24 protein-coding genes are annotated in these 26,587 nt (G+C 43.0%); 13 read left to right on the top strand and 11 right to left on the bottom strand.

Translation table 11 applies throughout. The features are described 5' to 3' along the window. Positions 1 to 49: 49 nt before the first annotated feature. Positions 50 to 1,633 (bottom strand): Ppx/GppA phosphatase family protein, encoded by a 1,584-nt coding sequence (locus tag PseudUWO310_RS06200; RefSeq protein ID WP_142599875.1) that lies wholly within the window; start codon positions 1,631 to 1,633, stop codon positions 50 to 52. A gap of 121 nt (positions 1,634 to 1,754) precedes the next feature. Between PseudUWO310_RS06200 and PseudUWO310_RS06195 the strand changes: the two genes are divergently transcribed. From PseudUWO310_RS06195 to PseudUWO310_RS06180, 4 genes are all read left to right on the top strand, one after another. Then, a complete protein-coding gene (locus PseudUWO310_RS06195; RefSeq protein ID WP_142599874.1) occupies positions 1,755 to 2,846 on the top strand; it encodes a response regulator in 1,092 nt (363 codons plus the stop codon). 539 nt (positions 2,847 to 3,385) lie between these two features. After that, positions 3,386 to 4,468 carry a hybrid sensor histidine kinase/response regulator gene (locus PseudUWO310_RS06190; RefSeq protein ID WP_142599873.1) on the top strand — a complete coding sequence of 361 codons (1,083 nt, stop codon included), beginning with the start codon at positions 3,386 to 3,388 and terminating at the stop codon, positions 4,466 to 4,468. Between the two features lie 65 nt (positions 4,469 to 4,533). Then, the gene (locus PseudUWO310_RS06185) at positions 4,534 to 5,730 is read left to right on the top strand and encodes a Coenzyme F420 hydrogenase/dehydrogenase, beta subunit C-terminal domain (RefSeq protein ID WP_142599872.1); all 1,197 of its coding nucleotides are present in this window, start codon (positions 4,534 to 4,536) and stop codon (positions 5,728 to 5,730) included. 357 nt (positions 5,731 to 6,087) lie between these two features. Beyond that, complete coding sequence (locus PseudUWO310_RS06180; protein WP_142599871.1) at positions 6,088 to 6,927, top strand: sigma-70 family RNA polymerase sigma factor; 840 nt, start codon at positions 6,088 to 6,090, stop codon at positions 6,925 to 6,927. A gap of 226 nt (positions 6,928 to 7,153) precedes the next feature. Here the strand turns inward: PseudUWO310_RS06180 and PseudUWO310_RS06175 are convergent, their stop codons facing one another. Together PseudUWO310_RS06175 and PseudUWO310_RS06170 are read right to left on the bottom strand one after the other, a co-directional pair. Then, on the bottom strand, positions 7,154 to 8,632 hold the full coding sequence (locus tag PseudUWO310_RS06175; protein ID WP_190315923.1) for a phosphoglucomutase/phosphomannomutase family protein: 1,479 nt from the start codon (positions 8,630 to 8,632) through the stop codon (positions 7,154 to 7,156). A 140-nt stretch (positions 8,633 to 8,772) separates the two neighbouring features. Next, positions 8,773 to 9,024: a hypothetical protein gene (locus PseudUWO310_RS06170; protein WP_142599870.1), complete on the bottom strand. Its 252-nt coding sequence runs from the start codon at positions 9,022 to 9,024 to the stop codon at positions 8,773 to 8,775. A gap of 289 nt (positions 9,025 to 9,313) precedes the next feature. Here PseudUWO310_RS06170 and PseudUWO310_RS06165 point away from each other — a divergent pair, with 289 nt between their 5' ends. Together PseudUWO310_RS06165 and ilvA are read left to right on the top strand one after the other, a co-directional pair. Then, on the top strand, positions 9,314 to 9,526 hold the full coding sequence (locus tag PseudUWO310_RS06165; RefSeq protein WP_142599869.1) for a hypothetical protein: 213 nt from the start codon (positions 9,314 to 9,316) through the stop codon (positions 9,524 to 9,526). After that, positions 9,508 to 11,019 (top strand): threonine ammonia-lyase, biosynthetic, encoded by a 1,512-nt coding sequence (gene ilvA / locus PseudUWO310_RS06160; RefSeq protein ID WP_142599868.1) that lies wholly within the window; start codon positions 9,508 to 9,510, stop codon positions 11,017 to 11,019. The genes PseudUWO310_RS06165 and ilvA overlap by 19 nt, the downstream gene beginning before the upstream one ends. Positions 11,020 to 11,045: 26 nt before the next feature. Here the strand turns inward: ilvA and PseudUWO310_RS06155 are convergent, their stop codons facing one another. After that, positions 11,046 to 11,399, bottom strand: coding sequence for a hypothetical protein (locus tag PseudUWO310_RS06155; RefSeq protein ID WP_142599867.1), 354 nt, complete (start codon positions 11,397 to 11,399; stop codon positions 11,046 to 11,048). 602 nt (positions 11,400 to 12,001) lie between these two features. Here PseudUWO310_RS06155 and PseudUWO310_RS06150 point away from each other — a divergent pair. From PseudUWO310_RS06150 to PseudUWO310_RS06135, 4 genes are all read left to right on the top strand, one after another. Beyond that, positions 12,002 to 13,138 carry an FIST signal transduction protein gene (locus tag PseudUWO310_RS06150; RefSeq protein WP_142599866.1) on the top strand — a complete coding sequence of 379 codons (1,137 nt, stop codon included), beginning with the start codon at positions 12,002 to 12,004 and terminating at the stop codon, positions 13,136 to 13,138. A gap of 16 nt (positions 13,139 to 13,154) precedes the next feature. Then, positions 13,155 to 14,336, top strand: a complete 1,182-nt coding sequence (locus tag PseudUWO310_RS06145) for a sensor histidine kinase (protein WP_142599865.1) — start codon at positions 13,155 to 13,157, stop codon at positions 14,334 to 14,336. Between the two features lie 310 nt (positions 14,337 to 14,646). Further along, positions 14,647 to 15,531 carry a substrate-binding domain-containing protein gene (locus PseudUWO310_RS06140; RefSeq protein ID WP_142599864.1) on the top strand — a complete coding sequence of 295 codons (885 nt, stop codon included), beginning with the start codon at positions 14,647 to 14,649 and terminating at the stop codon, positions 15,529 to 15,531. A gap of 199 nt (positions 15,532 to 15,730) precedes the next feature. Beyond that, positions 15,731 to 17,743 carry an ATP-binding protein gene (locus PseudUWO310_RS06135; RefSeq protein ID WP_142599863.1) on the top strand — a complete coding sequence of 671 codons (2,013 nt, stop codon included), beginning with the start codon at positions 15,731 to 15,733 and terminating at the stop codon, positions 17,741 to 17,743. A gap of 312 nt (positions 17,744 to 18,055) precedes the next feature. Here PseudUWO310_RS06135 and hflX read toward each other — a convergent pair whose 3' ends face one another. Next, positions 18,056 to 19,546: a GTPase HflX gene (gene hflX, locus PseudUWO310_RS06130; RefSeq protein ID WP_142599862.1), complete on the bottom strand. Its 1,491-nt coding sequence runs from the start codon at positions 19,544 to 19,546 to the stop codon at positions 18,056 to 18,058. A gap of 343 nt (positions 19,547 to 19,889) precedes the next feature. Between hflX and PseudUWO310_RS06125 the strand changes: the two genes are divergently transcribed. Both PseudUWO310_RS06125 and PseudUWO310_RS06120 read left to right on the top strand, forming a co-directional pair. Then, positions 19,890 to 20,687: a sirohydrochlorin chelatase gene (locus tag PseudUWO310_RS06125; RefSeq protein WP_142599861.1), complete on the top strand. Its 798-nt coding sequence runs from the start codon at positions 19,890 to 19,892 to the stop codon at positions 20,685 to 20,687. Between the two features lie 534 nt (positions 20,688 to 21,221). Next, the gene (locus PseudUWO310_RS06120; RefSeq protein WP_142599860.1) at positions 21,222 to 23,768 is read left to right on the top strand and encodes an EAL domain-containing protein; all 2,547 of its coding nucleotides are present in this window, start codon (positions 21,222 to 21,224) and stop codon (positions 23,766 to 23,768) included. On the opposite strand, the gene PseudUWO310_RS06115 is transcribed toward PseudUWO310_RS06120, so the two are convergent. Together PseudUWO310_RS06115 and PseudUWO310_RS06110 are read right to left on the bottom strand one after the other, a co-directional pair. Then, a complete protein-coding gene (locus tag PseudUWO310_RS06115; RefSeq protein WP_223805556.1) occupies positions 23,765 to 24,199 on the bottom strand; it encodes a hypothetical protein in 435 nt (144 codons plus the stop codon). The two genes, PseudUWO310_RS06120 and PseudUWO310_RS06115, sit on opposite strands and share 4 nt — an antisense overlap. After that, the gene (locus tag PseudUWO310_RS06110; protein ID WP_142599859.1) at positions 24,174 to 25,196 is read right to left on the bottom strand and encodes a pentapeptide repeat-containing protein; all 1,023 of its coding nucleotides are present in this window, start codon (positions 25,194 to 25,196) and stop codon (positions 24,174 to 24,176) included. Before PseudUWO310_RS06110 ends, PseudUWO310_RS06115 begins: the two co-directional genes overlap by 26 nt. Between PseudUWO310_RS06110 and PseudUWO310_RS06105 the strand changes: the two genes are divergently transcribed. Continuing rightward, positions 25,195 to 25,419, top strand: a complete 225-nt coding sequence (locus tag PseudUWO310_RS06105) for a hypothetical protein (RefSeq protein ID WP_142599858.1) — start codon at positions 25,195 to 25,197, stop codon at positions 25,417 to 25,419. The genes PseudUWO310_RS06110 and PseudUWO310_RS06105 overlap by 2 nt on opposite strands. Here PseudUWO310_RS06105 and PseudUWO310_RS06100 read toward each other — a convergent pair. Genes PseudUWO310_RS06100 through PseudUWO310_RS22765 form a run of 4 tightly spaced genes read right to left on the bottom strand, consistent with a single transcriptional unit; the run spans position 25,397 to position 26,563 of the window. Then, positions 25,397 to 25,642: a hypothetical protein gene (locus PseudUWO310_RS06100; protein WP_142599857.1), complete on the bottom strand. Its 246-nt coding sequence runs from the start codon at positions 25,640 to 25,642 to the stop codon at positions 25,397 to 25,399. The two genes, PseudUWO310_RS06105 and PseudUWO310_RS06100, sit on opposite strands and share 23 nt — an antisense overlap. A 4-nt stretch (positions 25,643 to 25,646) precedes the next feature. Beyond that, entirely contained in the window at positions 25,647 to 25,979 is a 333-nt protein-coding gene (locus PseudUWO310_RS06095) for an element excision factor XisI family protein (RefSeq protein WP_055076930.1), read from the bottom strand. Beyond that, positions 25,964 to 26,383, bottom strand: a complete 420-nt coding sequence (locus PseudUWO310_RS06090; protein ID WP_055076931.1) for a XisH family protein — start codon at positions 26,381 to 26,383, stop codon at positions 25,964 to 25,966. The genes PseudUWO310_RS06095 and PseudUWO310_RS06090 overlap by 16 nt, the downstream gene beginning before the upstream one ends. Positions 26,384 to 26,407: 24 nt before the next feature. Beyond that, the gene (locus PseudUWO310_RS22765; RefSeq protein WP_190315922.1) at positions 26,408 to 26,563 is read right to left on the bottom strand and encodes a hypothetical protein; all 156 of its coding nucleotides are present in this window, start codon (positions 26,561 to 26,563) and stop codon (positions 26,408 to 26,410) included. Positions 26,564 to 26,587: the final 24 nt, after the last annotated feature.

Below are 26,587 nucleotides of genomic sequence, written 5' to 3'. Positions count from 1 at the left end.
AGCACCGTGAGCTATACCGAGGCTTTTATCTGGATAAGGCTAAACCTACCTACTCTAATGATACTGAAAGCATGACATTAAACTGGTCTTCAAAGGGCTGTTTCTTATAATCCAAACTCCAAAGTTCTAAACTACAGGGATCGTTAGGCTGTCGGGGGGAAAGTTGCAAAGTACAGGTGCGGGTGCGAATATTACACACTACCCGAATTGCCGCGATCGCTCCAATTTGACGACGGTCTAGGGCGGTCGCCAGACGTAAAAAGGTGCTAGCTTGCCGTACAAACAGCTTGAGATGCTCGTTATCTAAATTTTGGAAATTGTCATGTTTTTTCTTTGGTTCGCTCTTGCGATGGTAACGAGCCAGATTGGCGATCGTTTCGATTTCGGATTCGGTATACCCCAGCAATTCCCCATTACGGATTAAGTAATAGGAGTGTTTATGGTGAGCGTCATGGCTGATGTGATGCCCCGCATTATGTAACATGGCAGCCGCCCAGAGCAGATGCCTTTCCTCATGCCCCCATTCATGGAAAATCCCCTTAGTTTGATCAAAGAGACTGAGGGCATGAGCGGCAACCTGTTTGGCGTAACTAAGGTCAATGCCATATTTATCAGCAAGTTTGAGAATGCTGCGATCGCGGATTGTACTCTGATAGCGCCAACCATCCTCGATATAGCCGTGGCGGATCATCCAATCCACAACTAAACCTTCCCGCAAAGCACTTTGACAAAGCGTGATTTTGGGAACTCCCAATAGTCGCATCGTTTCTAAAAGAACTAATGCTCCTGCCAAAATAATCTCGGCTCGCTTTTGACGTACCATGAGGGTGCGCTCTTCTAGATCGGCTCGCCGCAACCGCCATACAATATTTTCGAGATCGGCAAAGGGAATCTCATAGCCTTGGAGCGGATTGGGAACTAGCCCTGTTTTTTCTTTGGAATGCAAAATTGCGAGGGTTTCAATCGTTCCTGATGTACCGATCGCTTTGAGAGATTTAATATTTTTACTATGGAGTAGCGATCGCAAATCATCGGTGGGTCGCTCGATCGAGCCTAGAATATATCCCATCAAATAGTCATAGTCCGATGGGGAAATTGGATCGCTCTTCACAAATAAATCCGTTAGACGGACTGCCCCAATCTTGGTGCTGCTCAAGTACATCGGATCGCGACCATCCCCCAAAATCATCTCCGTAGATCCGCCCCCAATATCAATTAATAGATGGGGCTCATCCCTGAGTTCCATTGCCGAAATTACGCCTAAATAAATGCGGCGAGCTTCTTCCTGCCCTGAGATAACTTCAATATGTAAGCCTAATTCTTCATAAATGCGGCGGATAAAATCATGCCCATTGGGAGCCTCACGGGTAGCACTAGTGGCGACTGCTACGATTTCTTCCACCTTAAGAGTGCGACAGATCTCTTGACATCGTTTTAAAGCTTCTAGCGATCGCTGCATGGCATCTTCGGTCAAATTGCCTGTTTGGGAACAGCGTTCTCCTAGACGCACCGTCGCTTTTTCTGACTCAATCACAGTAAAACTAGGAATCGAAGTTTTTATTTCCACAATTACCATGTGAATGGAATTGGTGCCAACATCGATCGCTGCTAGAGTTTTGACATCTGAAGTCATAGGAAGTTTCCGCGAAATATCTTACGCCATGTTAAATGAAAAGCTGCCAGAATAGAAACTACATTCGGTTAGTTGCGAGGGGGAAAGCAACTACCATATTTCTAATACAAATGCGAATACTATGGGAAAGAAGCCAGTAATTTTAGTCATTGATGACGAACCAGCTAATTTTGATGTCATCGAAATTTTGCTTTTTAAAGAAGGCTACGAGCTTCATCATCAAGACAATGGGGCGGATGCGATCGCCTCCCTCGATAGGATCAACCCTGACATTATTTTACTCGATGTGATGATGCCCGATATGGATGGCATTGAGGTGTGTCAACAAATTAAAAGCGATCGGCAATGGCAACATATCCCCATTATTATTGTTACGGCTCTCGCTGATAAAGAGGATCTAGCCCGTTGTTTGGATGCTGGGGCAGATGACTTTATCAGTAAACCAATTAATAGTACAGAACTCCGCGCCCGCGTCATCTCCATGCTGCGTATCAAGTCCCAATACGATCGCCTACAAGAAACGATGCTGTTGCGTGAAGAAATGATGCAAACCATCGTCCACGATCTGCGTAATCCCCTGATCGGGATTTTGTTGGGTTGTGACTCCTTAAGAGGTTTAGAACTACCCGATCGCGCCACCAGAAGAATTGACCAGATTAGTAAAGCGATCGAGCAAATGCGACTGCTCATTGACGATATTTTAACTATTGGTAGGATCGAGGCGAATAAATTGATCCTCAATCGCACCAAGATCGACATGACCGATCTAACTAAAACGGTGCTAGCGGGATTTGCCCCCATTGCCCAGCGCAAACAAATTGCGATCGTCAGTGAGTTTACCGATGAGCCGACCTATATCTCTGGCGATCTATACCTAATTCGCCGTGTACTAGACAACTTAATTGATAATGCGCTTAAGTTCTCGCCCCAGCAAAGCTCGGTGACGATCAAAGTGGGATGTCTGCCCAAAAATCCCGATCGCCAAGATCTAATTAAAATTCAAGTAATCGATGAGGGTGTAGGGATCAGCTCACACCAAAAACAGGTTATCTTTGAAAAGTACGAAGTTGGGAATATTGTACTGGGAGTATCTCAAATTGGGCTTGGGCTGTCTTTTTGTAAAATGACTCTTGAAGCTCATCAAGGCTCAATTTCAGTGACAAACAATCAACCTCAAGGTTCAATTTTTACGATTTTCCTCAATCGCCAATAAGTAATACCAAATCACAAAATGGCTACGCCATTTTGTGATTTTATAGCTGCTGTCAAGCGTACTAAGACATAAACCCCAAGAATTTACTGGCGGCGCGAAGCGCCGCCAGTAAATTCTTGGGGTTTGATTTGTCCTAAGTCAAGTGACTGCGGCTATATAACGTCAGTTCGGGTTAAGCTGACAAATTTTAAAAGTCCAAAAGTAAAAGCCTTGCGTAGCAAGGCTTTTACTTTTGGGCTTTGAGAAAGGGTTTGCGTAGCAAACCCTTTCTCAAAGCTAGTTTCAAATTATCTTGAACTCACGTTAAATAGCTAGGACATAAAGCCGCAAATATGAGTGGCGGCGCTTCGCGCCGCCACTCATATTTGCGGTTTTATCAAACCTTACGTTGCTATATCTTTTAGAGTTTGGGGTTTGTTTGTGAATTGGTATAACTTACTTGACTATAGCTATAAAGTAAAAAATAGATTAGAAATAGACTAAAAAACAAAACCCAAACCAAACCCAAACCCAAACCCAAACCAAACCCAAACCAACTCATGACATGCATATTAGTCATCGAAGATGAAGACTTAATTCGCGATTCTCTTGAAGATCTACTTTCCGTGGAAGGATTTGACGTAATCACCGCTGAAAATGGGGCTGAAGGATTAACTCTTGCCAAGCAAAGACCCCCTGATTTAATTCTTTGCGATGTCATGATGCCAATACTTAATGGTTATGAAGTCCTCCAACAATTACGTCAAGATAAGGCACTAAGTACGGTTCCTTTTCTATTTTTGACTTCGATGATGGATCGTCGAAGCAATCGTAAGGGAATGATGTTGGGGGCAGATGACTATTTAGAAAAGCCCTGTACTAAAGACGAGCTACTCGAAGCAATTTCTGTACGTCTTAACAAGCAAAAAGCGATCGATCGCCATGTAGAGGAAAAGCTAGAAGCCCTGCGAACGAGTATTACCCTCTCTCTGCCCCATGAATTACAGACTCCGCTATCGGGGATCATGGGATTGTCAGAATTAATGATGCTGCAAAGCGAAGAGTTACTTCCTGCGGAGGTTTATGAATATTCTGAGGGAATTCACCATTCGGCAGAACGTCTCTATCGACTCATCCAAAACTATTTGCTCTATAGCCGTTTGATCGTTATGCGATCGCAAGGTCAATCCAAATTCACATCGATATATCCCTGTAGTAGCCACCTTACGATCGCCGTGGTAGGCGATCGCAAGGCAAAAATGTACGGTCGTTCGAGTGACCTAGCGATGGATCTCGCCGAGACTGAGTTGGCAATTTCATCGGAGGATTTGGCGAAGATCGCGGGAGAGTTGATTGACAATGCTTTTAAATATTCCCCTAAGGGCAGTAAGGTTTATATCAGCAGTAAGGTTAGCGATAAGACATGGATATTGAAAATCCAAGATTTCGGGCGAGGGATGAGTACTGTCCAGATTGCCAATGTTGGAGCCTTTATCCAGTTCAATCGCCAATTTTACGAGCAGCAAGGATTGGGGTTGGGGTTATGTTTAGCGAAAACCCTAGTCGATTTTTATGGTGGCAACCTCAATATTCAAAGCCAAGAAAATGAAGGCACGAATCTCTGTATCTCGATTCCCCTGTAGCTGAGATCGCCCATAACCCAAAAAAGATATGATCTAGGTAGATCCATCTAGTAACAAATACCAAAATGTCCGTCGTTCCATCCCATCGCAGGGCAAAAGGGCTTGCAGATACCCAACGCCGCCCCGCCAAAGAGTTATGCAGTGAGTGTGGGCTCTGTGATACTCATTATATTCACTATGTCAAAGATGCTTGCGCGTTTATTACACAACATATTGATGAACTAGAAACTCAGTCCCACGGGCGATCGCGCCATCTCGATAACGAGCAAGAACTATATTTTGGCGTGCATCAAGAAATGATTGCCGCCCGTAAAACGGAACCCATTGAGGGAGCGCAATGGACGGGAATTGTATCGAGTCTCGCGATCGCCATGCTAGAACGGGGCTTAGTTGAGGGTGTCATCTGCGTGCAATCCAGTACCAGCGATCGCTTCACCCCCCAGCCCGTAATCGCCCGTAATCGTGAAGAAATATTAGCGGCTAGGGTTAATAAACCCACACTTTCTCCCAATCTCTCCGTATTAGAGCAGATCGAGCAATCGGGCCTGAAAAGGCTATTGGCGATCGGGGTCGGCTGCCAAATACAGGCTTTACGCACGGTGGAAAGTAAGCTTGGTTTAGAAAAGCTCTATGTATTAGGCACACCCTGTACTGACAATGTGACGCGATCGGGCTTACAGAAATTTCTCGATACTACTAGTCGCTCGCCTGAAACCGTCGTGCATTATGAATTTATGCAAGACTTTAACGTCCATTTTAAGCATTCCGATGGCTCGACCGAACAGGTACCTTTTTTTGGACTAAATACGAAGGAACTTAAGGATGTCTTTGCCCCTTCCTGCATGACCTGCTTTGACTATACCAATGCGCTTGCCGATATCGTGGTGGGTTATATGGGCGCAACTTTTGGATGGCAATGGATTGTCGTCCGTAATGAAACTGGCAAAGAGATGCTGGAATTAATCAAGGATCAATTGCAAGTGCAACCTGTAATTTCCCAAGGCGATCGCCGTGCAGCAGTGCAACAGGGCATCTCCGCCTATGATAATGCTATGACCCTTCCCATCTGGTTGGCTTGGATCATTAGTTTCGTCGTCAATAAGGTGGGTCCTAAGGGCTTGGAATATGGCAGATTTTCCATCGATTCCCACTTTGTCCGCAACTTTCTCTACGTTCGGCGCAATTATCCCAAGAAGCTAGAAGCCCATGTTCCCGAATTTGCCAAGCGGATCGTCGCTCAGTACCAGTTACCCAAAGTTTAGAAACCCAAGAATTAAGTGGCGGCGCGAAGCGCCGCCACTCAATTCTTGGGGTTTACGCCCAAGTACAATTGGCGACAGCCATAGCTACTGCCAGTCTTGTTAGGACAGAATTAAAACCCAAGATCGTGTTGCCGCGCTCCGCGCGGCAACACGATCTTGGGTTTTATGTTCTGATGCAGTTGGCGGTAGCTATATCACACCTAACATACTGTTAGGTGTTAGCAATTTAGATATTTAGTAATCCCTAACAACCTGAAAGGTGACCGATCGCCCTGCCAAGCACTAATCTAATCTCATCGAACAAGTAACTTTCTTAAATGACTTGATAAATGGGCTTGATTAGTTCAAGGCAAAACTATGACTACTGCAACCTTCGCCGTTAAATCTAATATTTCTAAACTGTCAGGCAGCATTCATACTCACAAAGCTCGTGAGTTTTCGGCAGCAGACAAAACCACGACCCTCGAACTACTCAATCAATATCGCAAAGCCCCATCAGCATATTTGCGCGATCGCCTCGTACGTTTAAATATCGGACTAGTCAAAAAAGAAGTAACCTTTTGGGCAGATCGTCATTCAGAAATCTATGATGATTTATTACAGGTGGGGTCAATGGGTTTAATTGGAGCCTTAGAACGTTTTGAATTAAATCGGGGTTATGCTTTTAGTTCCTTTGCCGTCCGTTATATTCGCGGCGAAATTCAGCATTATCTAAGGGACAAAAGTTCTTCGGTACGTATTCCCCGTCGCTGTCTAGATTTGCAACAGCAATCAGTGCGCGTCATGCAAAAGCTCCGTAATACTTTGCAAAGAGAACCATCTGCAAGGGAAGTTGCCAATGCTTTAGGCGTTAGCTTGAACGAATGGCAAGAGACAAAACTCGCCTACCAAAATCGCGCTCCCCTGAGTTTAGATGCGCCCATCCGTTCTGAGGAAGATGATTCTGCTTCCATTGGCGATCTCGTTGCCGATCCTAAGAGCAATATGCAAATGCAGCAAGATGAGAAGTTCCGTTTGCAACAAGCCTTATCCCTATTAGAACAACGTACAAGAGAAATTGTCGAATTCGTATTTATTGAAGATCTACCTCAAAGAGAAGTAGCGAAAATGTTGGGGGTTAGTGCTGTTACGATTTCCCGTCAGCTCAAAAAAGGTTTGTCAACTCTCCGTGGCGTATTAGAAGCTGAAGCTTGTTAGAAATATAGCTATAGTCATCAAACCCAATAGAGAGTTGCGGCGCGAAGCGCCGCAACTCTCTATTGGGTTTGATGTCCTGACTTAAGTGAATATGGCTATAACTAAGTAGCTAAGCATAAGTAAACTTACAACCTAGAAGAGCGTTACGCTCTTCTAGGTTGTAATTACAGCAATTTTGTAAATTTCTAAATAAAGAGGGCGCAAAGCGCCCTCTTTATTTAGAAATTTAGTTAAATTGTTCTGCCCAATTAGAAATCCAGTTAAGGGTTTTATGAACGAGTTCAGGCGTTGCTGCTTCGCAGTAGAGGCGCAGCAGAGGCTCAGTACCACTAAAACGAATTAGCAGCCAACTGCCGTCATCCAATCGAAACTTAAATCCATCGGGGGCTTGAGCTTCGATGACTTTGCGTCCAGCGATTTCTGTTAATGAGAATTGTTGGAGCGTAGAGACTAGTTTCTCGCGGGCTGACATGCCTGACAGTTTTTTGTCAATGCGATCGTAATGGGAGAAAAAATTAGTTTGCTTTTGGAGATCGCGGTACAGAACGCTTAGGTCTTTGCCTGATATGGCGATCGCTTCTAATACATATAGAGCCGAGAGCAAGGCATCCCGTTCGGGAATATGATTACCATAGCCAATACCTCCCGATTCTTCGCCACCCAGTAAGCAAGGTGTGCCTGACAGCATTCTCTCCGCAATATACTTGTACCCAACGGGTGTTTCATATACTGGTAAATCGAAAAGGCTAGCAACCTTAGGCATCAGGTCGGAGCCACTGATGGTTTTAATCAATTCTCCTTTAAAACTACGATATTTGGCTAGATGTTCTAGGAGAATGGGAATGAGGATCTGCGAACTCAGAAAATTCCCTTCGCTATCAATAGCCGCAATGCGATCGGCATCGCCATCAAAGACAAATCCTACTAAAGTCTTTTCGGGGCGATCGTGGTGATAGGTTTTGACTTGGCGGAGAATTTCCGCGATATAACGGGGGAGAGGTTCGGGAGCGCCACCACCAAAGAGTGGATCGTTATCAGAATTAATCTCAATTAAGTTTGCTTGATCGGGCGATGGTAATTCTAAAATTTTTGCTAAACCACCTGCTGCGGCTCCATGCATTACGTCCACGAACAATGTTAACTTTCCCTCAGCGATCGCTTCTTGGATTGCCTTAATATTTACCTTGCCGCGCAGGGCTGCGCAATAACTTGCCCATGCGTTAAAGGTTTCGATCTTGCCTTTTTGGGGATTTTCATAGACAAAGTCGCCTCTTTCGAGAATTTCTTCGACTTTGAGTGTCAGATCGGGGGATACGGAACCGCCGAAAGCACCTTTGATTTTTAATCCTGAATAGTTTGCTGGGTTATGGCTAGCGGTGATTACCAATGCGCCCAGAGCTTGGCGTTCGTAAGCAGCCCAACTAAAAGCGGGGGTAGGCGCAAAGTCATCGGCAAGCAAAACATCAAAACCGATCGCCGCAACCGCTTCGGCAGTGCGTTTGGCAAAAGCATCGGACATGAAGCGGCGATCGTATCCGACGATAATCGTGTTACTGCCTGATGCACCAAAGGTTTCACGCAAAACATGGGCAGCGATCGGCGCGACAGCGGCTAGGCGCTCGAAGGTAAAGTCGTCTGCAATAATACCTCGCCAACCATCAGTGCCGAAACGTATGGGGGGATGCAATGGGAATTTGCCGTGCATAAGCCTTTAAAATTTTCACTCTAGTAAAGTTTACCGCGAAGCATACCTCCAAATTTTGCGATCGCATCAAATGCGATCATTTATTTGATACGCATATTTGGAACGAAGCAATCTATAGATCGAGTTAAGTAAAAATCAATTCAAGCTTCTCTTAAAGCTATAGTAGCCATATTTATTGCTTCTAAAAAGTCTTTTAGAGGAAATTTTAGATCTGTCAAAAAATCTGGAATAACATATTCAGAATATATGTCTATTTCCATTTGATCTGAACCCTTATCCTTATTAATTTGTGCAACTTGTTGTCCTTTATATTGAAGTTCTACAGTCATTTCATTGTATTTAAGGTCACTTAAATAAATAATTTCAAAACCTGAATCTAATTTGATAGCCATTTTGAATGTTTTATGTAAGTAGTTAGATGTAACTAAATATAAAGTCCAAAGCCCTTTAGCGATTGCAGCACACCGAAGGTTTTAGGGTTATATAAGTAATTAAGCCTACTTACTTATATAACAACACAAGAAATAGCTAGAATAAATCAAATGCCGAAAGATGGATGGCACGCTGCCACCCATCTTTTGGAACCAAACCTTACGTTGCTCTATAATACCAATTCACTGAAATGTTAACTCATTTCAGTGAATTAGAAAACAAACCCAGTAAGGTTTTGAGATTCTAAAAATGGCAACGCCATTTTTGGAATTGGTATCAAACTATTCAATCAAGGTGGGTTTTTGTAGGGTTTGGTTTGTAGGAATTGTTCGCCACGTTCAACCTTGGGCATGGCATTATGAATTATTGACGAAAATACCAAAATATGAAAAAGAGGGTAAAATTATAGTTTGCTCTATTGATGAAAATAAGTTGACGACGCTGTGCAATCTGACTATTTAGAACGAATCCTCAAAGCTCGCGTGTATGATGTCGCGCAAGAATCTCCCTTAGAATTTGCTCCCAATCTATCGGCAAGGTTAAATAACCGATTGTTGCTGAAAAGAGAAGATATGCAATCGGTGTTCTCATTTAAATTGCGCGGCGCTTATAACAAAATGGCGCAGTTACCGTCAGAACTCCTTGCCAAGGGTGTCATCGCTGCCTCCGCAGGAAATCACGCGCAGGGCGTGGCACTCAGCGCCCGCGAATTAGGAACCAAAGCAATTATTGTCATGCCCGTGACCACCCCCCTTGTTAAAGTCAACGCCGTAAAAATGCGCGGTGGTGAAGTGGTCTTATATGGCGATACCTACGATGATGCCTATGCCTATGCCCGTCAACTGGAGAAAGAAAAAAATCTCACGTTTATCCATCCCTTTGACGATCCCGATGTGATAGCAGGACAGGGAACGATTGGCATGGAGATCTTGCGTCAATATCAGAAGCCAATCCATGCGATTTTTGTAGCGATCGGTGGTGGTGGTCTGATTTCGGGCGTTGCTGCCTATGTAAAACGCTTGCGTCCTGAAATAAAAATTATTGGAGTGGAACCAGTAGATTCCGATGCGATGTCGCGATCGCTCAAGGCGGGACAGCGAGTCCGCCTCGATCAAGTCGGTCTATTTGCCGATGGCGTTGCTGTGCGTGAAGTCGGGCAAGAGACATTTCGGCTCTGTCAGCAATATGTCGATGAGATTTTGTTAGTTGATACTGATAATACTTGCGCCGCTATTAAAGATGTCTTCGAGGATACTCGATCGATTTTAGAACCCGCTGGAGCTTTGGCGATCGCAGGAGCAAAGGCCTATGTCGAGCGCGAGGGAATCGAAGGACAAACCCTAGTGGCGATCGCTTGTGGGGCAAATATGAACTTTGATCGCCTCCGATTTGTTGCCGAACGTGCCGAACTAGGCGAACATCGCGAAGCAATCTTTGCCGTGACAATTCCCGAAAAGTCGGGCAGTTTGCGTCGATTCTGCGAACATATGAGCAAACGTAATCTCACCGAATTTAGCTATCGCATTGCCGATCGGGAAATTGCTCATATTTTTATTGGGGTACAGATTATCAATCGTGCCGATGCCGCGAAGATTTCTAAAACTTTTGCGGAGAATGGATTTACGGCGATCGAAATCACTGATGATGAACTGACTAAGCTCCATTTAAGACATATGGTCGGTGGGCGATCGCCCCTTGCCCATAACGAATTGCTCTATCGCTTCGAGTTCCCAGAGCGTCCAGGAGCCTTGATGAAGTTTGTTGGTTCCATGAGTCCCAATTGGAATATCAGCTTGTTCCATTACCGCAATAATGGCGCGGATTATGGAAGGATTGTTGTTGGTGTACAGGTTCCACCTTCAGAGATGGAAGAATGGCAAGCCTTCCTTGATACTCTTGGTTATCGCTATTGGGATGAAAGCCAAAATCCAGTATATAAATTATTTTTAGGTTAATTATTTTTAGGTTAAGTGTTTTTAGGTTACAGCAATTTTCGATCAAAAGAACCACAAGAAACTTTTTGAAAGTGTTGCTTCGCAACACTTTCAAAAAGTTTCTTGGTTTGGGTTTGAGTGCAAAACACTGTAAGTCCAAGGCGATCGCTGGCGATCGCTAAGAGCGATGACTTTACCTCTGTATCCGCTTCTGTTAGGACATAATCAAAACCCCAAAAGGATGAGTGGCGGCGCAAAGCGCCGCCACTCATCCTTTTGGGGCTGACTAACGCCAAAATTACTATACGTACCTCAGCATAATTAAAATCCCGATCTAAAACCTGCGGCGCACGCAGAGCGTGCGTCGCAGGTTTTAGGATTTTATATTTAATTAAGTCCACTTACTTATAGGCATTATGTCTATTGACTGATCAAGCAGTAATATTTTATTAAGTAGCTAGGCATAATTAAAAACCAAAAATAGAGAGTATACCGCCCGCGCAGCGGGCGGTATGCTCTTCTGGGTTTTAAGTTTAATTATGCCTAGCTACTTAATAGCTTATATATTTTTTGCTAATTTACTTATTGCTTATTAATCACTACCTAAGTGTCTAGGCATAATTAAAAATAATATCTAAAAATAATATCTAAAAACTATGGCGATCGCTGTGCTTACGCCACAGTTTTGACTCTAGTTTTTAATTATATTCATCTAACTATAGTAGTCCTAAATCATTTGTGAATTTTTGGGCTTATGGAGTTGTACTCCTTTAGGTTGAACTTCTGCAAAGCATTTAGGTTTGCTGTAAATATCTATAAATATAATGTTTAGTTAGCAGGATAATTATTTGAGATACTGGGCATAATAATTAGTGAGATTACTGGATATGATAATTAATTGAGTAGTTAGTAAATCATTAAAGAAAATCATTCCCTAGTAAATTCCAAATACAAACTATTGCCCTCTTTCTATAGTCCTTAGAAATAACTATGAACATCGAATATGAAAATCGAACAATGTAGATGGACGGTAAATCAAGGATGGGAACCGAACTCTCCTAATCGCAATCAATCAGCTCATTTAGTACTAGTGTTTGGTGGAACAGATATTCTTAAAACTGAGAATTATCCTCAATATTTCAGACAGATTTACCCAAATGCTACGATTATTGGCTGTTCTACGGCAGGTGAGATTTGTGATACTCAAGTTACCGATGATACGATTGTAGTTACCACGATAGAGTTTGAGCATACTCAGATCAAAGGAAATTATTTACCCATTACCAAGACTGCCGATAGTTTTGCAATAGGTGCAAAACTGGCTGAGAGCTTTCCAAAAGAGGATTTAGTTCATCTCTTTGTTCTATCGGATGGGTTAATCGTTAATGGTAGTGATCTCATCTCAGGCTTGCGATCGCAATTACCAGAGCAGGTTACGGTTACGGGAGGTTTGGCAGGGGATGGATCGAGATTTGCCGAAACGCTCATTCTCTGGAATGGATTGTTAGAGAAAGAAATAGTTGCCGCGATCGGGATCTATGGCGATCGCATTAAAATTGGTTATGGCTCTTTGGGAGGATGGGCAACCTTTGGTTCTAAACGTGTAGTCACCAAATCTCAAGGTAATATTCTCTATGAGCTGGATGGCTTATCTGCCCTAGAACTATATAAAAAATATCTGGGCGATCATGCCGTTGGACTGCCAGCATCGGGATTATTATTCCCTCTGAGTCTTTACAATGCGGAAGGCGATCGCTCAGTAGTACGCACGATTTTATCCATTGATGAAGCAGAACAAAGTCTGACGTTTGCAGGAGACATTCCAGAGGGAAGCGTTGTCCAATTAATGCAAACTAACTTCGAGCGTCTTGTCGATGGGGCGATTGGGGCAGCTCAAACTAGTATCAGCCATTGGGCAGAAGGCTCACCTGACCTAGCCATTTTAATTAGCTGTGTTGGGCGCAAATTGGTACTAAAGCAACGCATCGAAGAAGAAGTCGATGGCGTAAGAGAAGTCATGGGACAATCAACAGTTCTGACAGGTTTTTATTCCTATGGAGAGATGGCTCCCACTTCTATAGGAGAGCGCTGCGAACTCCATAATCAAACAATGACCATTACCACCTTTTCTGAGCAGTAGCTTTTTATTAAATCCAATGCACCGCTTACTTCAGCGTCAGATCAAAAAACATTTTGGCAGTATCGATTCGTTGCCCTCAGAATGGCAGGGATTTTTACATGATATCGATACTGCGTATTGTCAATATGATGATGATCATCGGATTGTCGAGCGCTCTTTAGAACTGAGTTCGGAGGAACTTTTACAAGCGAACAAGCAGTTACAGGATTTACTCAAAACCGTTGAAGGACAGGTTGCCGATCGCACTGCTGAACTGACCAAAGCTAATATTGAATTAGAAGAAACTTTAATCAATCTAAAAAAGGCTCAGATTCATATAGTTCAATCTGAAAAAATGTCTTCCTTAGGTAGGTTAATCGCAGGTGTCGCTCATGAGATTAATAATCCTGTTAACTTTATTCATGGCAATCTTAGTTATTTAAAAGACTACATCGCGAAAATTTTAAACTTTACGAAACTAACCCAACAAAATTATCTCCAAGGAATCCCTGAAATGGAAAACCTTGCTGAAGAAATTGAGTTAGAGTTTATCAAGCAGGATTTGCCTCAAATCATTAATTCGATGGTGGTGGGAACGAGTCGGATTCAAGGGATCGTGCAGTCGCTGAAAAACTTTTCACATATGGATGAGGCTGAATTTAAGCAGGTCAATATTCACAAAGGCATTGACAATACTTTAATGATTCTTGAACATCGACTGAGGTCTAAGTCTAGGTCTAATCCCATTCAAATTATTAAGCAATATGGCGATCTTCCTTTAATTAATTGTTACGCTGGACAGATGAATCAAGTATTTGTCAATATTTTGGCAAATGCCATCGATGCCTTAGAGGAAGTAAACTATCATCCTAAAAGCGATCCCAAAAGCGATCCCAAAAGCGACCTCAAAAGAGAGCTTAAAGGAGATAATTGGGGGCGATCGCCCTATATCAAAATTCAGACTAGAGTGATAGATGATTGCTTTGTGGAGATTGCGATCGCTGATAATGGTAACGGTATTCCTGAAGAGATCCAGAAGCAAATTTTCGATCCTTTTTTTACTACTAAACCAGTAGGTAAAGGAACGGGGATGGGAATGGCAATCAGTTATCAAATAATTACAGAAAAGCATAATGGCAAGTTAACTTGCCATTCCACCATAGGCAAAGGAACAGAATTTTATATTCACATTCCTATAGACTTGGAAAAATTCCAGTAATAAGTAGCTAGGTATAAAAGGTTTTATTCCTCAACATCCTCTTAAAATATTAAGTGGAAATAACGGGGGGTAATTCATCAATTATTACTGTAATAAAATGAGCTGGTAAAATGAATTTTCTATGGTGTTTTTGCGTAATTTTGGGTTTTTTAATAAAAACTAGTTTTTTGTCTTATATAAATCAGTTTGATCTATTAATTAAAGTTAATTAAAGTAAAAAAATCTACTCGATGCCAGTAAGTACAAACTAAAGTATGGCTAGACGCATTTTATGGGAAACGACAATATTTGTTAAATTCGGAATTAATTCATGAGAGAAATTACGTTGCCAATAGTCATTCTGATGACCCTTCTTAGCACTTACAGTTGTTCTGTCTCTAACTCCAATCCTACTAGTTCGGTTTCTCTGGACAGCCCAACTAACTCTCAAAAACAAACGGTGGTAAAGTTTGCTGGTTCTAGTTCAACTGTCAAAATTTTAACTCTTTTGGCAAAAGCTTATGAAGCCAAATATCCAGATGCCAAAGTCGAATTTATTTCTACTAATTCCCAATCTGAAGGAGCAATTGCGGCTTTAAAAAACGATATCGTGGATGTTGTGGGCAGTAGCCACAAGCTTACACCTGAGGAGGATAATGGTAAAATTCAATATCGTGAAGTTGCTCAAGATCTCTTGACAGTGGCTACGCACAAAAGTGTTAAGGGGGTTACCAATCTGAGTACCGCTCAACTCAAAGCGATCTATAAAGGAGAAATTACCAACTGGAAGGAATTGGGAGGGGATGATGCAGCGATCGTATTATTGGATAGACCTGAAGATGAATCAGCAAAAAAACTACTCCGCAAATACTACCTAGGAAAGGATAAAACTACAGATAAAGCAGTCGTTTTGAGTAAGGAAGGAGAATTAATTGATACCCTCAAAAGTACTCCCTATTCAATCGGAGCTTTTTCTCTAGCGACTTCCCTAAATGAAAAATTGCCCGTAAATCGCTTGAGCTTAAATGATGCTACTCCTACTACTAATAGCTTTGCCAAGGGAAAATACCCGATGGTACGACATTTGGGTATTGTTTGGCATAAAACGCCTAAACCTGCGACCCAGAAGTTTATTGACTTTATTTTTAGTCCAGAAGCATCTCAACTTCTTCAAGGGATGGGATTTGTTGTTCCCAAGACAATTGCCAATAAGTAATACCAAAACTAAAAATGGCATAGCCATTTTTAGTTTTAAAAAACCTTACTGGGTCTAGCTTTTAATTCACAAAAGTGTTATTACACTTTCGTGAACTGGTATAAATTCTCAGTTCGTTCAGAGATTGATGGCTGAACAGTGTTATAGCAGTTGGTAAAGGCAAAGTCTATTCTGTCATCAAGGTAGAACCATAGCTCCTATGCAAAAATTCTGGTCAAAACTAAATCTCAGTCAAAAGATTGTCTTTCCCTTTCTAATTGTCTGTCTCACTGTATTGATGGTTGGCTTATTTGCGGTGGGAAATTGGTTTGCTAACAACCTTGAGCAAAACTTAAGTGAAGAAGTCAACCGATTTTCTGAACGGATCGAGCGAGATTTTCAGTACGAACAAATAAATTTAGAAAGTCAACTCAAACTGATTGCTGATCGCGAATCTGTCCGCTTAGCAGTTGAGCGCCGCGATCGCGCAGCTCTCTTGAAAATCCTCCTGCCAATTAGAACGATACTGAATTTAGACTTGATTAAAGTGGTTGATCTTAAGGGTAATACTCTCATGGAGGCGCGTTCATCTGAATTGGGTGAAGTCAAGATCTTAGATGCATCTATTGTTAACAGTGTCAGCCGTGGAGCAGGTTTTGCCGATCTACTTGATGTCGAAGGAGGACAACAAATCCTGCAAGCATTCATCCATCCGATCAAGTCCTCAGAGGGGCTACTTGGCGGCATGATTATTGCACAATCACTAGATAATCAACTGTTAAAGAAGTTTGCTTCAGGTTCTTCTAAGCATTTAATTGTGCATAAAAATGGGAAAGTAATAGCCTCAACTCTACCTTCAGTTCCTGCGTCAAAGTCATTGACAATCACCGATTTGTCTACGCAGCAACTGACTATTGATCGCCAACGATATTTAGCGAAAAGTGGATCTTTTAATGGAGTAAGTCAATCTCTTTCTGTGATTGCTCTCTACCCAGTTACCCAACTAGATGCGGCAAAGGATTTGCTATGGCTTCGTTTTGGGATGATATTTTTGTTGGAAGCGATTATGGTAGCAATCATTGGTGGGTTGATCGCCAATGCAATTGCTCGCCCCTTGAAAGCAGTTTCTCAAGTTGCTAAAAGGGTGACGCGAGATGCTAACTTTACCTTGCAAGTGCCAGTACTCACTCATGATGAGGTGGGTGTGGTTGCGATTTCTTTAAATCAGTTAATTGCACAGGTGAGACAGCTTCTCATTGAGCAGCAAGAGAGTAAGCAGCAGTTAGAAATCTATAATCAAACGCTTGAACAACAGGTGCTGAAACGCACGGAAGAATTTCAGCAGAAAAATACCGATCTCCAAGCAACCCTACAACAGCTTAAGGAGACTCAATTACAATTGATTCAAGGCGAAAAGATGTCGTCATTGGGGCAGTTGGTGGCTGGGGTCGCCCATGAGATCAATAATCCAGTCAACTTTATCCATGGCAACTTAACTTATGCGAACCAACATACTCAAGACCTCATACATTTGTTGAATGCTTATCAACAGCATTATCCCAATCCTCCACAATCACTACAGGCTCAGATAGAGGATATCGATCTGGAATTCCTTATTGATGATCTTGCCAAGATCCTTCAGTCAATGCAAGTGGGGTCTGATCGGATTCGATCAATTGTGCTGTCGTTGCGTAGTTTTTCACGACTGGACGAAGCAGAGTTTAAACCTGTCGATCTACATCTAGGGATTGATAATACATTGATGATTTTGCAGCATCGTCTCAAGTCGCAAAATAAACGTCCTGAAATCAAAGTTGTCAAAATGTATGGAAATATCGCCGAAGTTAATTGTTTTGCGGGACAATTGAATCAGGTATTTATGAATATCCTTGCTAATGCGATCGATGCTTTAGAGGAAATAAATTACCATTTTAAAGATGATAATTGGGATCGACAGCCCTGTATTACGATTCGGACTAGACTTATAGATGATTGCTTTGTGGAGATTGCGATCGCTGATAATGGCAATGGTATTCCTGAAGAGATCCAGCGGCAAATCTTCGATCCGTTTTTTACTACTAAACCAGTAGGCAAAGGAACGGGAATGGGAATGGCAATCAGTTATCAAATAATTACAGAAAAGCATAATGGCAAGCTAACTTGCCATTCCACTATAGGCAAAGGAACAGAATTTTATATCCAGATTCCCACTGACTTGGATAAATCTCAGTAATACCAATTCCCAAAATGGCAATGCCATTTTGGGAACCTTAAAACCTTACTGGGTTTGGTGTTTACAGCAATTTTCGATCAAACGAACCACAAGAAACTTTTTGAAAGTGTTGCTTTGCAACACTTTCAAAAAGTTTCTTGGTTTGGATTTGAGCGCAAAGCGCTGTAATTCACAAAATCGTTGTCACACTTTCGTGAATTGGTAAGTAGTTCAGCATAATTAAAAACCAAAAACAGAGAGCGTACCGCCCGCGTAGCGGGCGGTACGCTCTCTGTTTTTGAAGAGGAGGTGATGTATGGGTAGACCCCTCGCTTAAGCTAATGTGCCGATCGCATATTCAATCATTTTGAACAAAGACTTACTCATTTGCTCGAAGCCTTCCCGTTTGAGGGCTGAGATGGCGATCGCCTCAGGATATTTCTCTAAAATAGCGTTAGGGTCATCAACTGCATCGATTTTATTGAAGACTAATAGAATCGGTCCAACGGCGATCGGCATATCCTTTAGGATTTTATCCACTGCTTTGAGTTGAGCTTCCCAAGCAGAATGGGATGCATCAACAAGGTGCACCAATACATCGGCTTCCGATACTTCTTCAAGGGTAGCCCGAAAAGCATCAACCAAGGATTTGGGCAGTTCGTGGATGAATCCTACGGTGTCGGTAAGTAGCACCGTATGCATTTGTTCGTCTTCGCCGAGCAGATTGAGGCGGCGTGTCGTCGGATCGAGGGTGGCAAAAAGCTTGTTAGCGGCATATACATCGGCTCTGGTCATGGCATTCAACAGGGTTGATTTGCCTGCATTGGTGTAACCCACGATCGCAACCGTCGGCACTTCGCGATCGACCCGCTTTTGGCGAATGCGCGATCGCTGCGCCTGTAAATGATTTACTTGCTGTTGCAGAAATGTAATCCGCTTTTGGATCGTGCGGCGATCGGTTTCTAACTTGGTTTCTCCCGGACCGCGCGTGCCAATCCCACCGCCAAGCCTTGATAGAGCCTGTCCGTGCCCTGCGAGCCGTGGCAAGCGATATTCGAGCTGCGCTAGCTCGACTTGCAATTTTCCTTCCGATGACTGGGCGCGTTGGGCAAAAATATCCAGAATCACTTCGGTGCGATCGCTTACGCGCAAACCGATCACCCTTTCGAGGTTGCGAGTTTGTGAAGCCGTTAGTTCGCGATCGAAAACCACGAGATTTGCCCCCTTTGTTTGAGCGGCGATCGCGAGTTCTAAGACTTTACCTTCACCGAGAACCGTCTGAGGATGAGGACGTTCGCGCTTCTGCCACAGTGCGTCGAGGACAGTTCCCCCCGCACTTTCCACCAGTTGACCGAGTTCGATCATCGCAAAGGGCATCGAGTCAGATTTTTCTTTTTGAGCCATTAATCCCACTAACATGACGCGATCGCGATCGTCATCGGTGGCTCGACCTGCAAAATTGCGACTAAATTCCTCTTCTAGCCCTTCTACTAACTCTAAGAAGTCCTGCTTAGCGATCGCCTCTAAGGTCATGGGCTTGGATACGCGCCAAGCATTCTGCTGTTCGGGTAACTCCGCTTCGGTAGCTGGCAATAAATGGGCTAAATATCCCCGTTCGGCATAACCCTTGAGATTGACTGGTAGAATCACCAATGCATCGAGACGCTGCATCAACATCGCCGTTAAGTCGTTGAGATTTGGAGGTTCCACATCGGGAGTGGCACAAATACAGCGCAATCCACTCAAGCGATCGCTACCATAGCGAGGCAGTTCTAGCGGTGGAATTTTGGTCTGATTGGGCGTGCCGATCGCGACACGGATCACCTGTCCGCGCCTATTGATATAGATACAGATAGATTCCTTTAGCTCAGCACTGACTGCCGCAAGGCGCTGAGATAGTTCGGGAGTGGTCAGGCTATCTTGCGGTAAGCGCGATCGATACAGACGATCTAGCTGCTTTAATTGATGCGCCTTTAGCCCTTGGGTTTTTCCGTAAATAGTTTCGATATGCGTTACTCAGTATAATGATCACTACAATTAAGTAGCTAAGCATAAGTAAACTGAAAATCTGGAAGAGTTTACCGCGCGTTACGCGGGCGGTGCAATCCCTGATTTTGGGTTTTAATTATGCGGAACTACTGATTACAATTATACCGAGTATGATGAGATGAATGCTAGAGCGCTTTTTTTGGTAACCCACGGTAGCAGCGATCGCCGTTCGTGGATTGCTTTGCAAGATCTCATCGCTGTCGCGAAATCTCGCATCGAATATATCGAATATAAAGATCATCGGCAAACTGGCGATCAGCAAACTGGCGATCGCTACATTAGCGGGGGCTGTCTTGAAGGATTAGAATTAACCCTATCTCAGCAATTAGAAGTATTTGCAACGCAAGCTATTCAAGCAGGCATTTCGGAAGTGGTGGTCTTGCCTTTGTTTTTATTAGAAGGAGTCCATGTCAGCGAAGATATTCCCGCCGAAGTCGCGATCGCTCAGAATAACCTACAGCAAAAATTTCTCGGACGAGGCTCTGATTTTACATTTCGTACCACTCCTTATCTGGGAACAGATCCAGATATTCCAAACCTACTATCGCGACAATTTGAGAAATATCGTACCGAGTCATCTCACGAAATGCCGACCCCAGCAATACAGGGTCGAATTTTGATCGCCCATGGTAGTCGTCGCGCTGGAGCGAATCAGGTGATTGAGGATTTAGCCAAACCCAGCCAAGCGATCGCCGCCTATTGGGGAGTAGAACCCAAAATTGAAACGCAAATAGAAAAATTACTACTCCAAGGTATTAAACAAATCCAAGTCCTCCCATATTTCTTAAATGAAGGTGGAATTACCGAAGCGATTTCGAGAAGGCTGCAAAATTATAGCGATCGCGCTCAAATTCAACTGTTGCCAGTCCCACTATCTAAGGAGCAAATTATTGATTTGGCATGGAAATTTATTTGAGCCAGCTACTTATAGCTGTCGCTTTACTAGGACATAAACCCCAATAATTGACTGGCGGCGCGAAGCGCCGCCAGTCAATTATTGGGGTTTGATTTGTCCTAAGTCAAGCGACTGTAGCTATATAAGTGCTAAGTATAAGTAAACTTAAAACCTAGAAGAGAGTACCGCCCGCGCAGCGGGCGGTACTCTCTCTAGTTTTGTTTTTCACAAAAGCTGTAGCGCTTGTAGAGCGTGCGCTACAGCTTTTGGGGTTGGGTTTTAACTATGCCTAGATACTTATATTTAATGGCAAGAGCAAAAAAAAGAGTGAAAAAAGAGCAAAGAATTGGCGTATGGGGCACTTGTGCTAAGGTTTTTGAGCTTTTATAATTTGAGCTTTTATACTTAGTTGCGCCTAGCTACCTAGGCTTTAACGATTATATTATATTAAAATTATATTAAATTATGGGGTAAGCTAAGGTTTTCTATGGTCTTTTTTTTCAACAGGGAAATCTCTAAAGTTGCAATTTTGAATGACCCGTCAAGGTACAAATTTTGACTGAAAGATATCAATATCTTAATCCCATATATCAAGAGGTTCTCAAACAGGAACGTCTTAGAAACTTAATGCGTATTGCCAAATGTATGGAGAGCAGTACGGTTGGGGTATTTGAGACAACCATCGACGACCAGATTATTGGCGTTAGCATTTCCTTTTGTGAGTTACTAGGATATAGCGACTCACAAATTCGCGAACTTAACTACGAACAGATTTGCTATCCTGACGATTTATCAGCCTACTATGTGCTGAAGGAGAGATTGCTGTCGGGGGAAATTGATCGCTGCTACCTCAACGTACGTTATATTCGCGAAGATGGTCAAATTGTGCAGGTCATCCAAAGTACGGATCTTGATATTAGCGGTGCGCAGGAACCTTATTTTGTCAATCGATTTGAAGATATTACCGATTGGGAAAGGACAGATCGGAATAAGCAGGATTTTGAAAATCGGACACGCTATCTTTTTGAGAATAATCCCCATCCGATGTGGATTTATAATCTGGAAACCCTGGAGTTTTTGGCAGTCAATCAGGCTGCTATCAACCACTATGGCTATAGTGAGGCAGAGTTTTTATCCATGACGGTGCTTGATATTCGTCCTGTTGAGGATGTTCCCAAACTCTTAGAAGCGATCGCTAAAGTATCTACTGGCTTTAGCGTGCCTGAGATTTGGACGCATCGCAAAAAAGATGGTAGCCAGATTTTAGTGGAAGTTTCGGCGCATACCCTTGAGTATCAAAATCACAGGTGTGAATTGATTTTAATCAATGATGTCACCCAAAAAATTCAAGCACAGGAAGACCTCAAACGGGCTGAAGCTAAATATCGCAGCATCTTTGAGAATGCGGTTGAAGGTATTTTTCAAACCTCAGCCGATGGGAAATTTCTCATCGCCAACCCAATGCTCGCCAAAATCTATGGCTATGAATCTCCTGAAGATTTGGTTGCTAATCTCACCAATATCGAAGAGCAACTCTATGTCGATCCTCAACGTCGGTTGGAGCTAATTGAACTTTTGACAGAACAGGAAGATGTCAAACAATTTGAATCTCAAGTCTATCGCAAGGATAGATCGATTATTTGGACTTCTGAAAATGTCCATGCTGTTCGCGATGTGATCGGTAATATTATTTACTTTGAAGGAACAGTTGAAGATATTACCGCCAGCAAAATTGCTAAGGCGGAGATCGAGCATCTGGCTTTCCATGACTCTTTGACCGATCTGCCTAACCGCGTTCTATTTCGCGATCGCCTTTGTGCCGCTTTGGTCAATGCATCGGCACAACTACAAACTCATATCGAGCGAAACCAAATTACTGATATCAAGACTATTCCTCCATTGCTGGCGGTGATGTTTCTTGATCTCGATCGCTTTAAGTTAGTTAACGATACGATGGGTCATGCCGCAGGCGATCGCCTCCTCATCGAAGTTGCCAAAAGATTGAGCGATTGTATGTTTGAAAGCACTTTTCTGGCGCGGATGGGTGGGGATGAATTTATGATCTTTGTCTCTGAATTGCAAAGTATAGAATCTATTCAACAGTTTGCTCAATTAATTTTGCAATCCTTTGAACATCCTTTCTTAGTTGAAGAAACGCCCTTGCACATTGGTACGAGTATTGGCATTAGTCTCTATCCTAACGATGGAATGGATGAAGAAACCTTGATGAAGAATGCTGATACGGCAATGTTTCGTGCGAAAGAACGCGGTAGAAATCATTATCAACTCTACAATCATGCGATCGGTGCAAAGGTAAAAGAATATGTGGCGATCGAGAATGGAATTCGTCAAGCCCTTGAACGATCGGAGTTTCAGGTGTTTTATCAACCGCAAATTAACTTGGTTACGGGGGAGATTGATTGCATGGAGGCGTTAGCTCGTTGGCTGCATCCTGAACTCGGATGGGTTCCCCCAACCCAATTCATTCCTGCTGCCGAGGAGCATGGACTAATTGTCCGTTTGGGAGAATGGGTTTTATGTACGGCCTGTCAGCAAAATTATCTATGGCAAAGTCAAGGTTTACCCGCAATTCGGATGGCAGTAAATTTCTCGGCTCAGCAATTTCAGGTGACAGATCTTTGTACGCGCGTTATGCAGATTCTATCGGAAATTGGTTTAGAGCCGCAGTATTTAGAGATCGAAATTACGGAAAGCTTGGTGATGCAGGATCAAAGCACAACTATTGCTGTTCTTAAGAAGTTAAAATCCCTAGGGATGAGTATCTCGATTGATGATTTTGGTACTGGCTATTCTTCTCTCAGTTATTTACGTCTGCTGCCCGTGAGCAAGGTCAAAATCGATGCGAGCTTTATCCGCGAGACACCGCAAAATCGAGATGATGCAGCGATCACATCGGCTATAATTGCGATGGCTCATAACCTAAATCTGCGGGTAATTGCGGAGGGAGTAGAGCGAGAGGAGCAGTTAGAATTTTTGCGATCGCATAATTGTGATGCTGTACAGGGGTATCTATTCAGCCGTCCTATTCCTGCCGATGAAGCAACGCGCATTCTTCAATCTCAATCGGCAGTTATATATTAAGGAACGAAGGGAATAAATTGTTTTAGAAACTTACGCAACTTCAATAGCCCAATTACTTCTCGGACTTTCGGCGATACCAAATCTTCGGGGGGGATATTATCGAGCGATCGCAATTTTTCCATGAGTTCGGTATATTCAGCAGCACTGAGTTGTTTACCATCAATGGGCGATCGGGCATCGGTATAGATCTCCGCACGTAAAACTTCTTCAGGGCTATCTTCCCGAACCGATGGCGAAGTGTTTGGCGAGATATTTGGCGATATACTTTCGGCGGCAACCAGCAGAGGACTCATGCCCAAGGCGGCAATCTGTAAAGTTAGACAAGAGGCAAGAGCCAAGATCCGATTTTGGGTTTGATGATTTGGGCTTGGAGCTTGGCTTTGTTCTTTAGGGCAATGCGTAACGCTAGCGCCCCAATCGATTTGGTACATCTTCACAGCCTCCGGGAATAGTTTTGCGAGATTTTTTACCACACCAAGCACATAGGTACTGGCGAGTTTCTTCAGATAGGTCGATCGCCTTGCTAAAATCAGCGTCTTCGACAACTGCGCCAGTATATTCACCCGTATCAAAGTTAGGCAGATGCTGACGATCGCGAGGGGAGGCAGTTTCGAGCTTGCCATAAAACATTTTTACCCGACTGAGATCCGTACCCCTCAAATTGGCTTTAGCCAAAACTGCCCCACCAAAGTTTGCCCCCGTCAGATCGCAGTTCAGAAAATTGGTCTTAATCAAGTTTGCCCCACTCAAATCCGCATTTCGCAAATCCGTATGGCAAATATCGCGATTCGCTAACATCATTCCTAAATTAACGACCCGCACTCCATTTGCCAGATCGACCACATAGCCGCCAGTCCCATCGAGAATGGGACGACCAAGTAAACCATCTCGTTTCAGGGGGGTAAGGAGATTGGCGCTCGATAGGAAGCGGATGATTTTTGCGCGTCCGTCAGCATCACAGCCACCTAATAGGGCGGCAGTTCTTGCTTGGGCGATCGCTCTTTCTAGCGGCCAATCTTCCAATTGACCTTGAGGGTCGAGTACGAGGTCAGAAATCCCTTGAAAATAGGAATCAATGGTTTGCTGTTGGGTAATGACATTTTGCTGACCCGTCAAGCTTTCAGAAATCTGATTTTGCCGCCATGCCACCCACACCGCTAAAATCGCAATTAAAATCTGCCCTACTGCTCCTAAAGCTTCCCACTTGAGGCTATCAAACCATTGGGCAAAGGCTGTATCAAATTTAGTAACGTGAGTCGCCGTTAGAATTGCCACTCCAGCTAAAACACTGGACAAGGTAATGTCCCAATGCTTTCCTAACGGCGAATTGGCAATCGTGCTGAGAAATGGCGGTAGGAGAATGGGCAAGACGATCACTGATATTATGCCAAGACTGACATAAACCAATTCATCACGATCTAAATACATGGCGATGAGAGCCGCAAATGCCGCGATCGTGGCGACGCTTAAAAAGAATACTTTAATGCGAGAATTTGGTAGAGCCAATCTAGTAAATGATGTTAATACTATAGGATTTGCTAGAGATCGCGATCGAGGCTGTATTCGCCCCAATAATATTAACAATATTCTTGCAGTTTGGGCTAATGAGAGTATTAAACGGAAGTTTTTTAATAAACATGAGGATCATTAGCAAGTTGTTTGTTTTTTTGCTGTAGAGAATCTAAGCTATCGTGCCTTCCAGTCTCTATTGCCAAGGTTTTTAAAATCGGCTCTAAACACATTTTAGCGTCATCATAACCACTGAGGTCATCATTTACTTGCATCCCATTCACCAAATCCACCAATACCTTATCGCTAATAATGGGAACTTGTTGCTGTAGGTCTTGTAATGATTGAGTTACAAAGTTTGGCATTGGGTTATTTATTCACTGTGATCGCTTGTTGCCAGCTGGTGACAATGTCTTCTTTTTTGATCCCTGCTGCGATGAGTGTATTCACTAATCCTTCCTCAAAGTTATCTTCTTCGATGATGACTTGGCGATCGCTGTTATCTTTTTCGATAAGTCGTGCATGAAATAAGACACTATCCATCCAGCGCTGTTTATCCCAACCTGTCGCAAGAACTAGAAAATGTCCAGACTCGGCATCACAGACTGGGTAGAGCTTGATTGCTTGCAGACTAGGCTGATCGATTGTGGCATCCTGTACTGTTTTTTTGAGGATATCTACATACTTTAGTGAGTTATCCATTTGACAACTACCTCCTGATCTGGGGCATAGATTAATAAATTAATTTTACTTCGCTGGATGGCAATCTGAAAAATTGGCTTTTGAAATTGTGAAATATACACAGCTTGACTTATAGCCAAAAACAATTGACGTTCTGGCTCTTGTTCTTCTAAGGCCCATTGGTAAAGTTGAAGTTGACCCATAGTTTTCTCTAGTTCACTAATTACCGAAGGAGCATCAAAATCTTTGATCTCAACGGCTATTTTACGTCCTTCTTTTTCGGCTGTAAAAAGCTTTTCGGCTCCTAAATCAGCTTTTAAAAGTGTCTGCCCAAGAACCAAGATCAAGGGATCGCTGGTAATTATCCATCCATCTTTTTCAAGGGTACGGCGCAAGGGAAAATGTAAATCATCTCTTCTAGACATAAAGAAATCAATTAAATTGTATTGTTATTGTTTACTTCTTAGGATTTCTCCGACGTGCTTTTTTTGATTTTCAACAGCCCCCTTCAATTTCGCATTGTCGTTTGAAATTTTATCGAGTGTGTTTTTTCGCTCTGCTTGCTTCTCAGCATTTTGTTTATTGAAATTTATAGATTCTTGCAATGGATTCCTCATAATAAGTTATGT

Source organism: Pseudanabaena sp. UWO310 (genome assembly GCF_006861605.1).
In the GTDB taxonomy this organism is placed as follows: domain Bacteria; phylum Cyanobacteriota; class Cyanobacteriia; order Pseudanabaenales; family Pseudanabaenaceae; genus Pseudanabaena.
The sequence above is the reverse complement of the archived record's forward strand: the minus strand, read 5'-3'. Positions and strand labels throughout refer to the sequence as shown.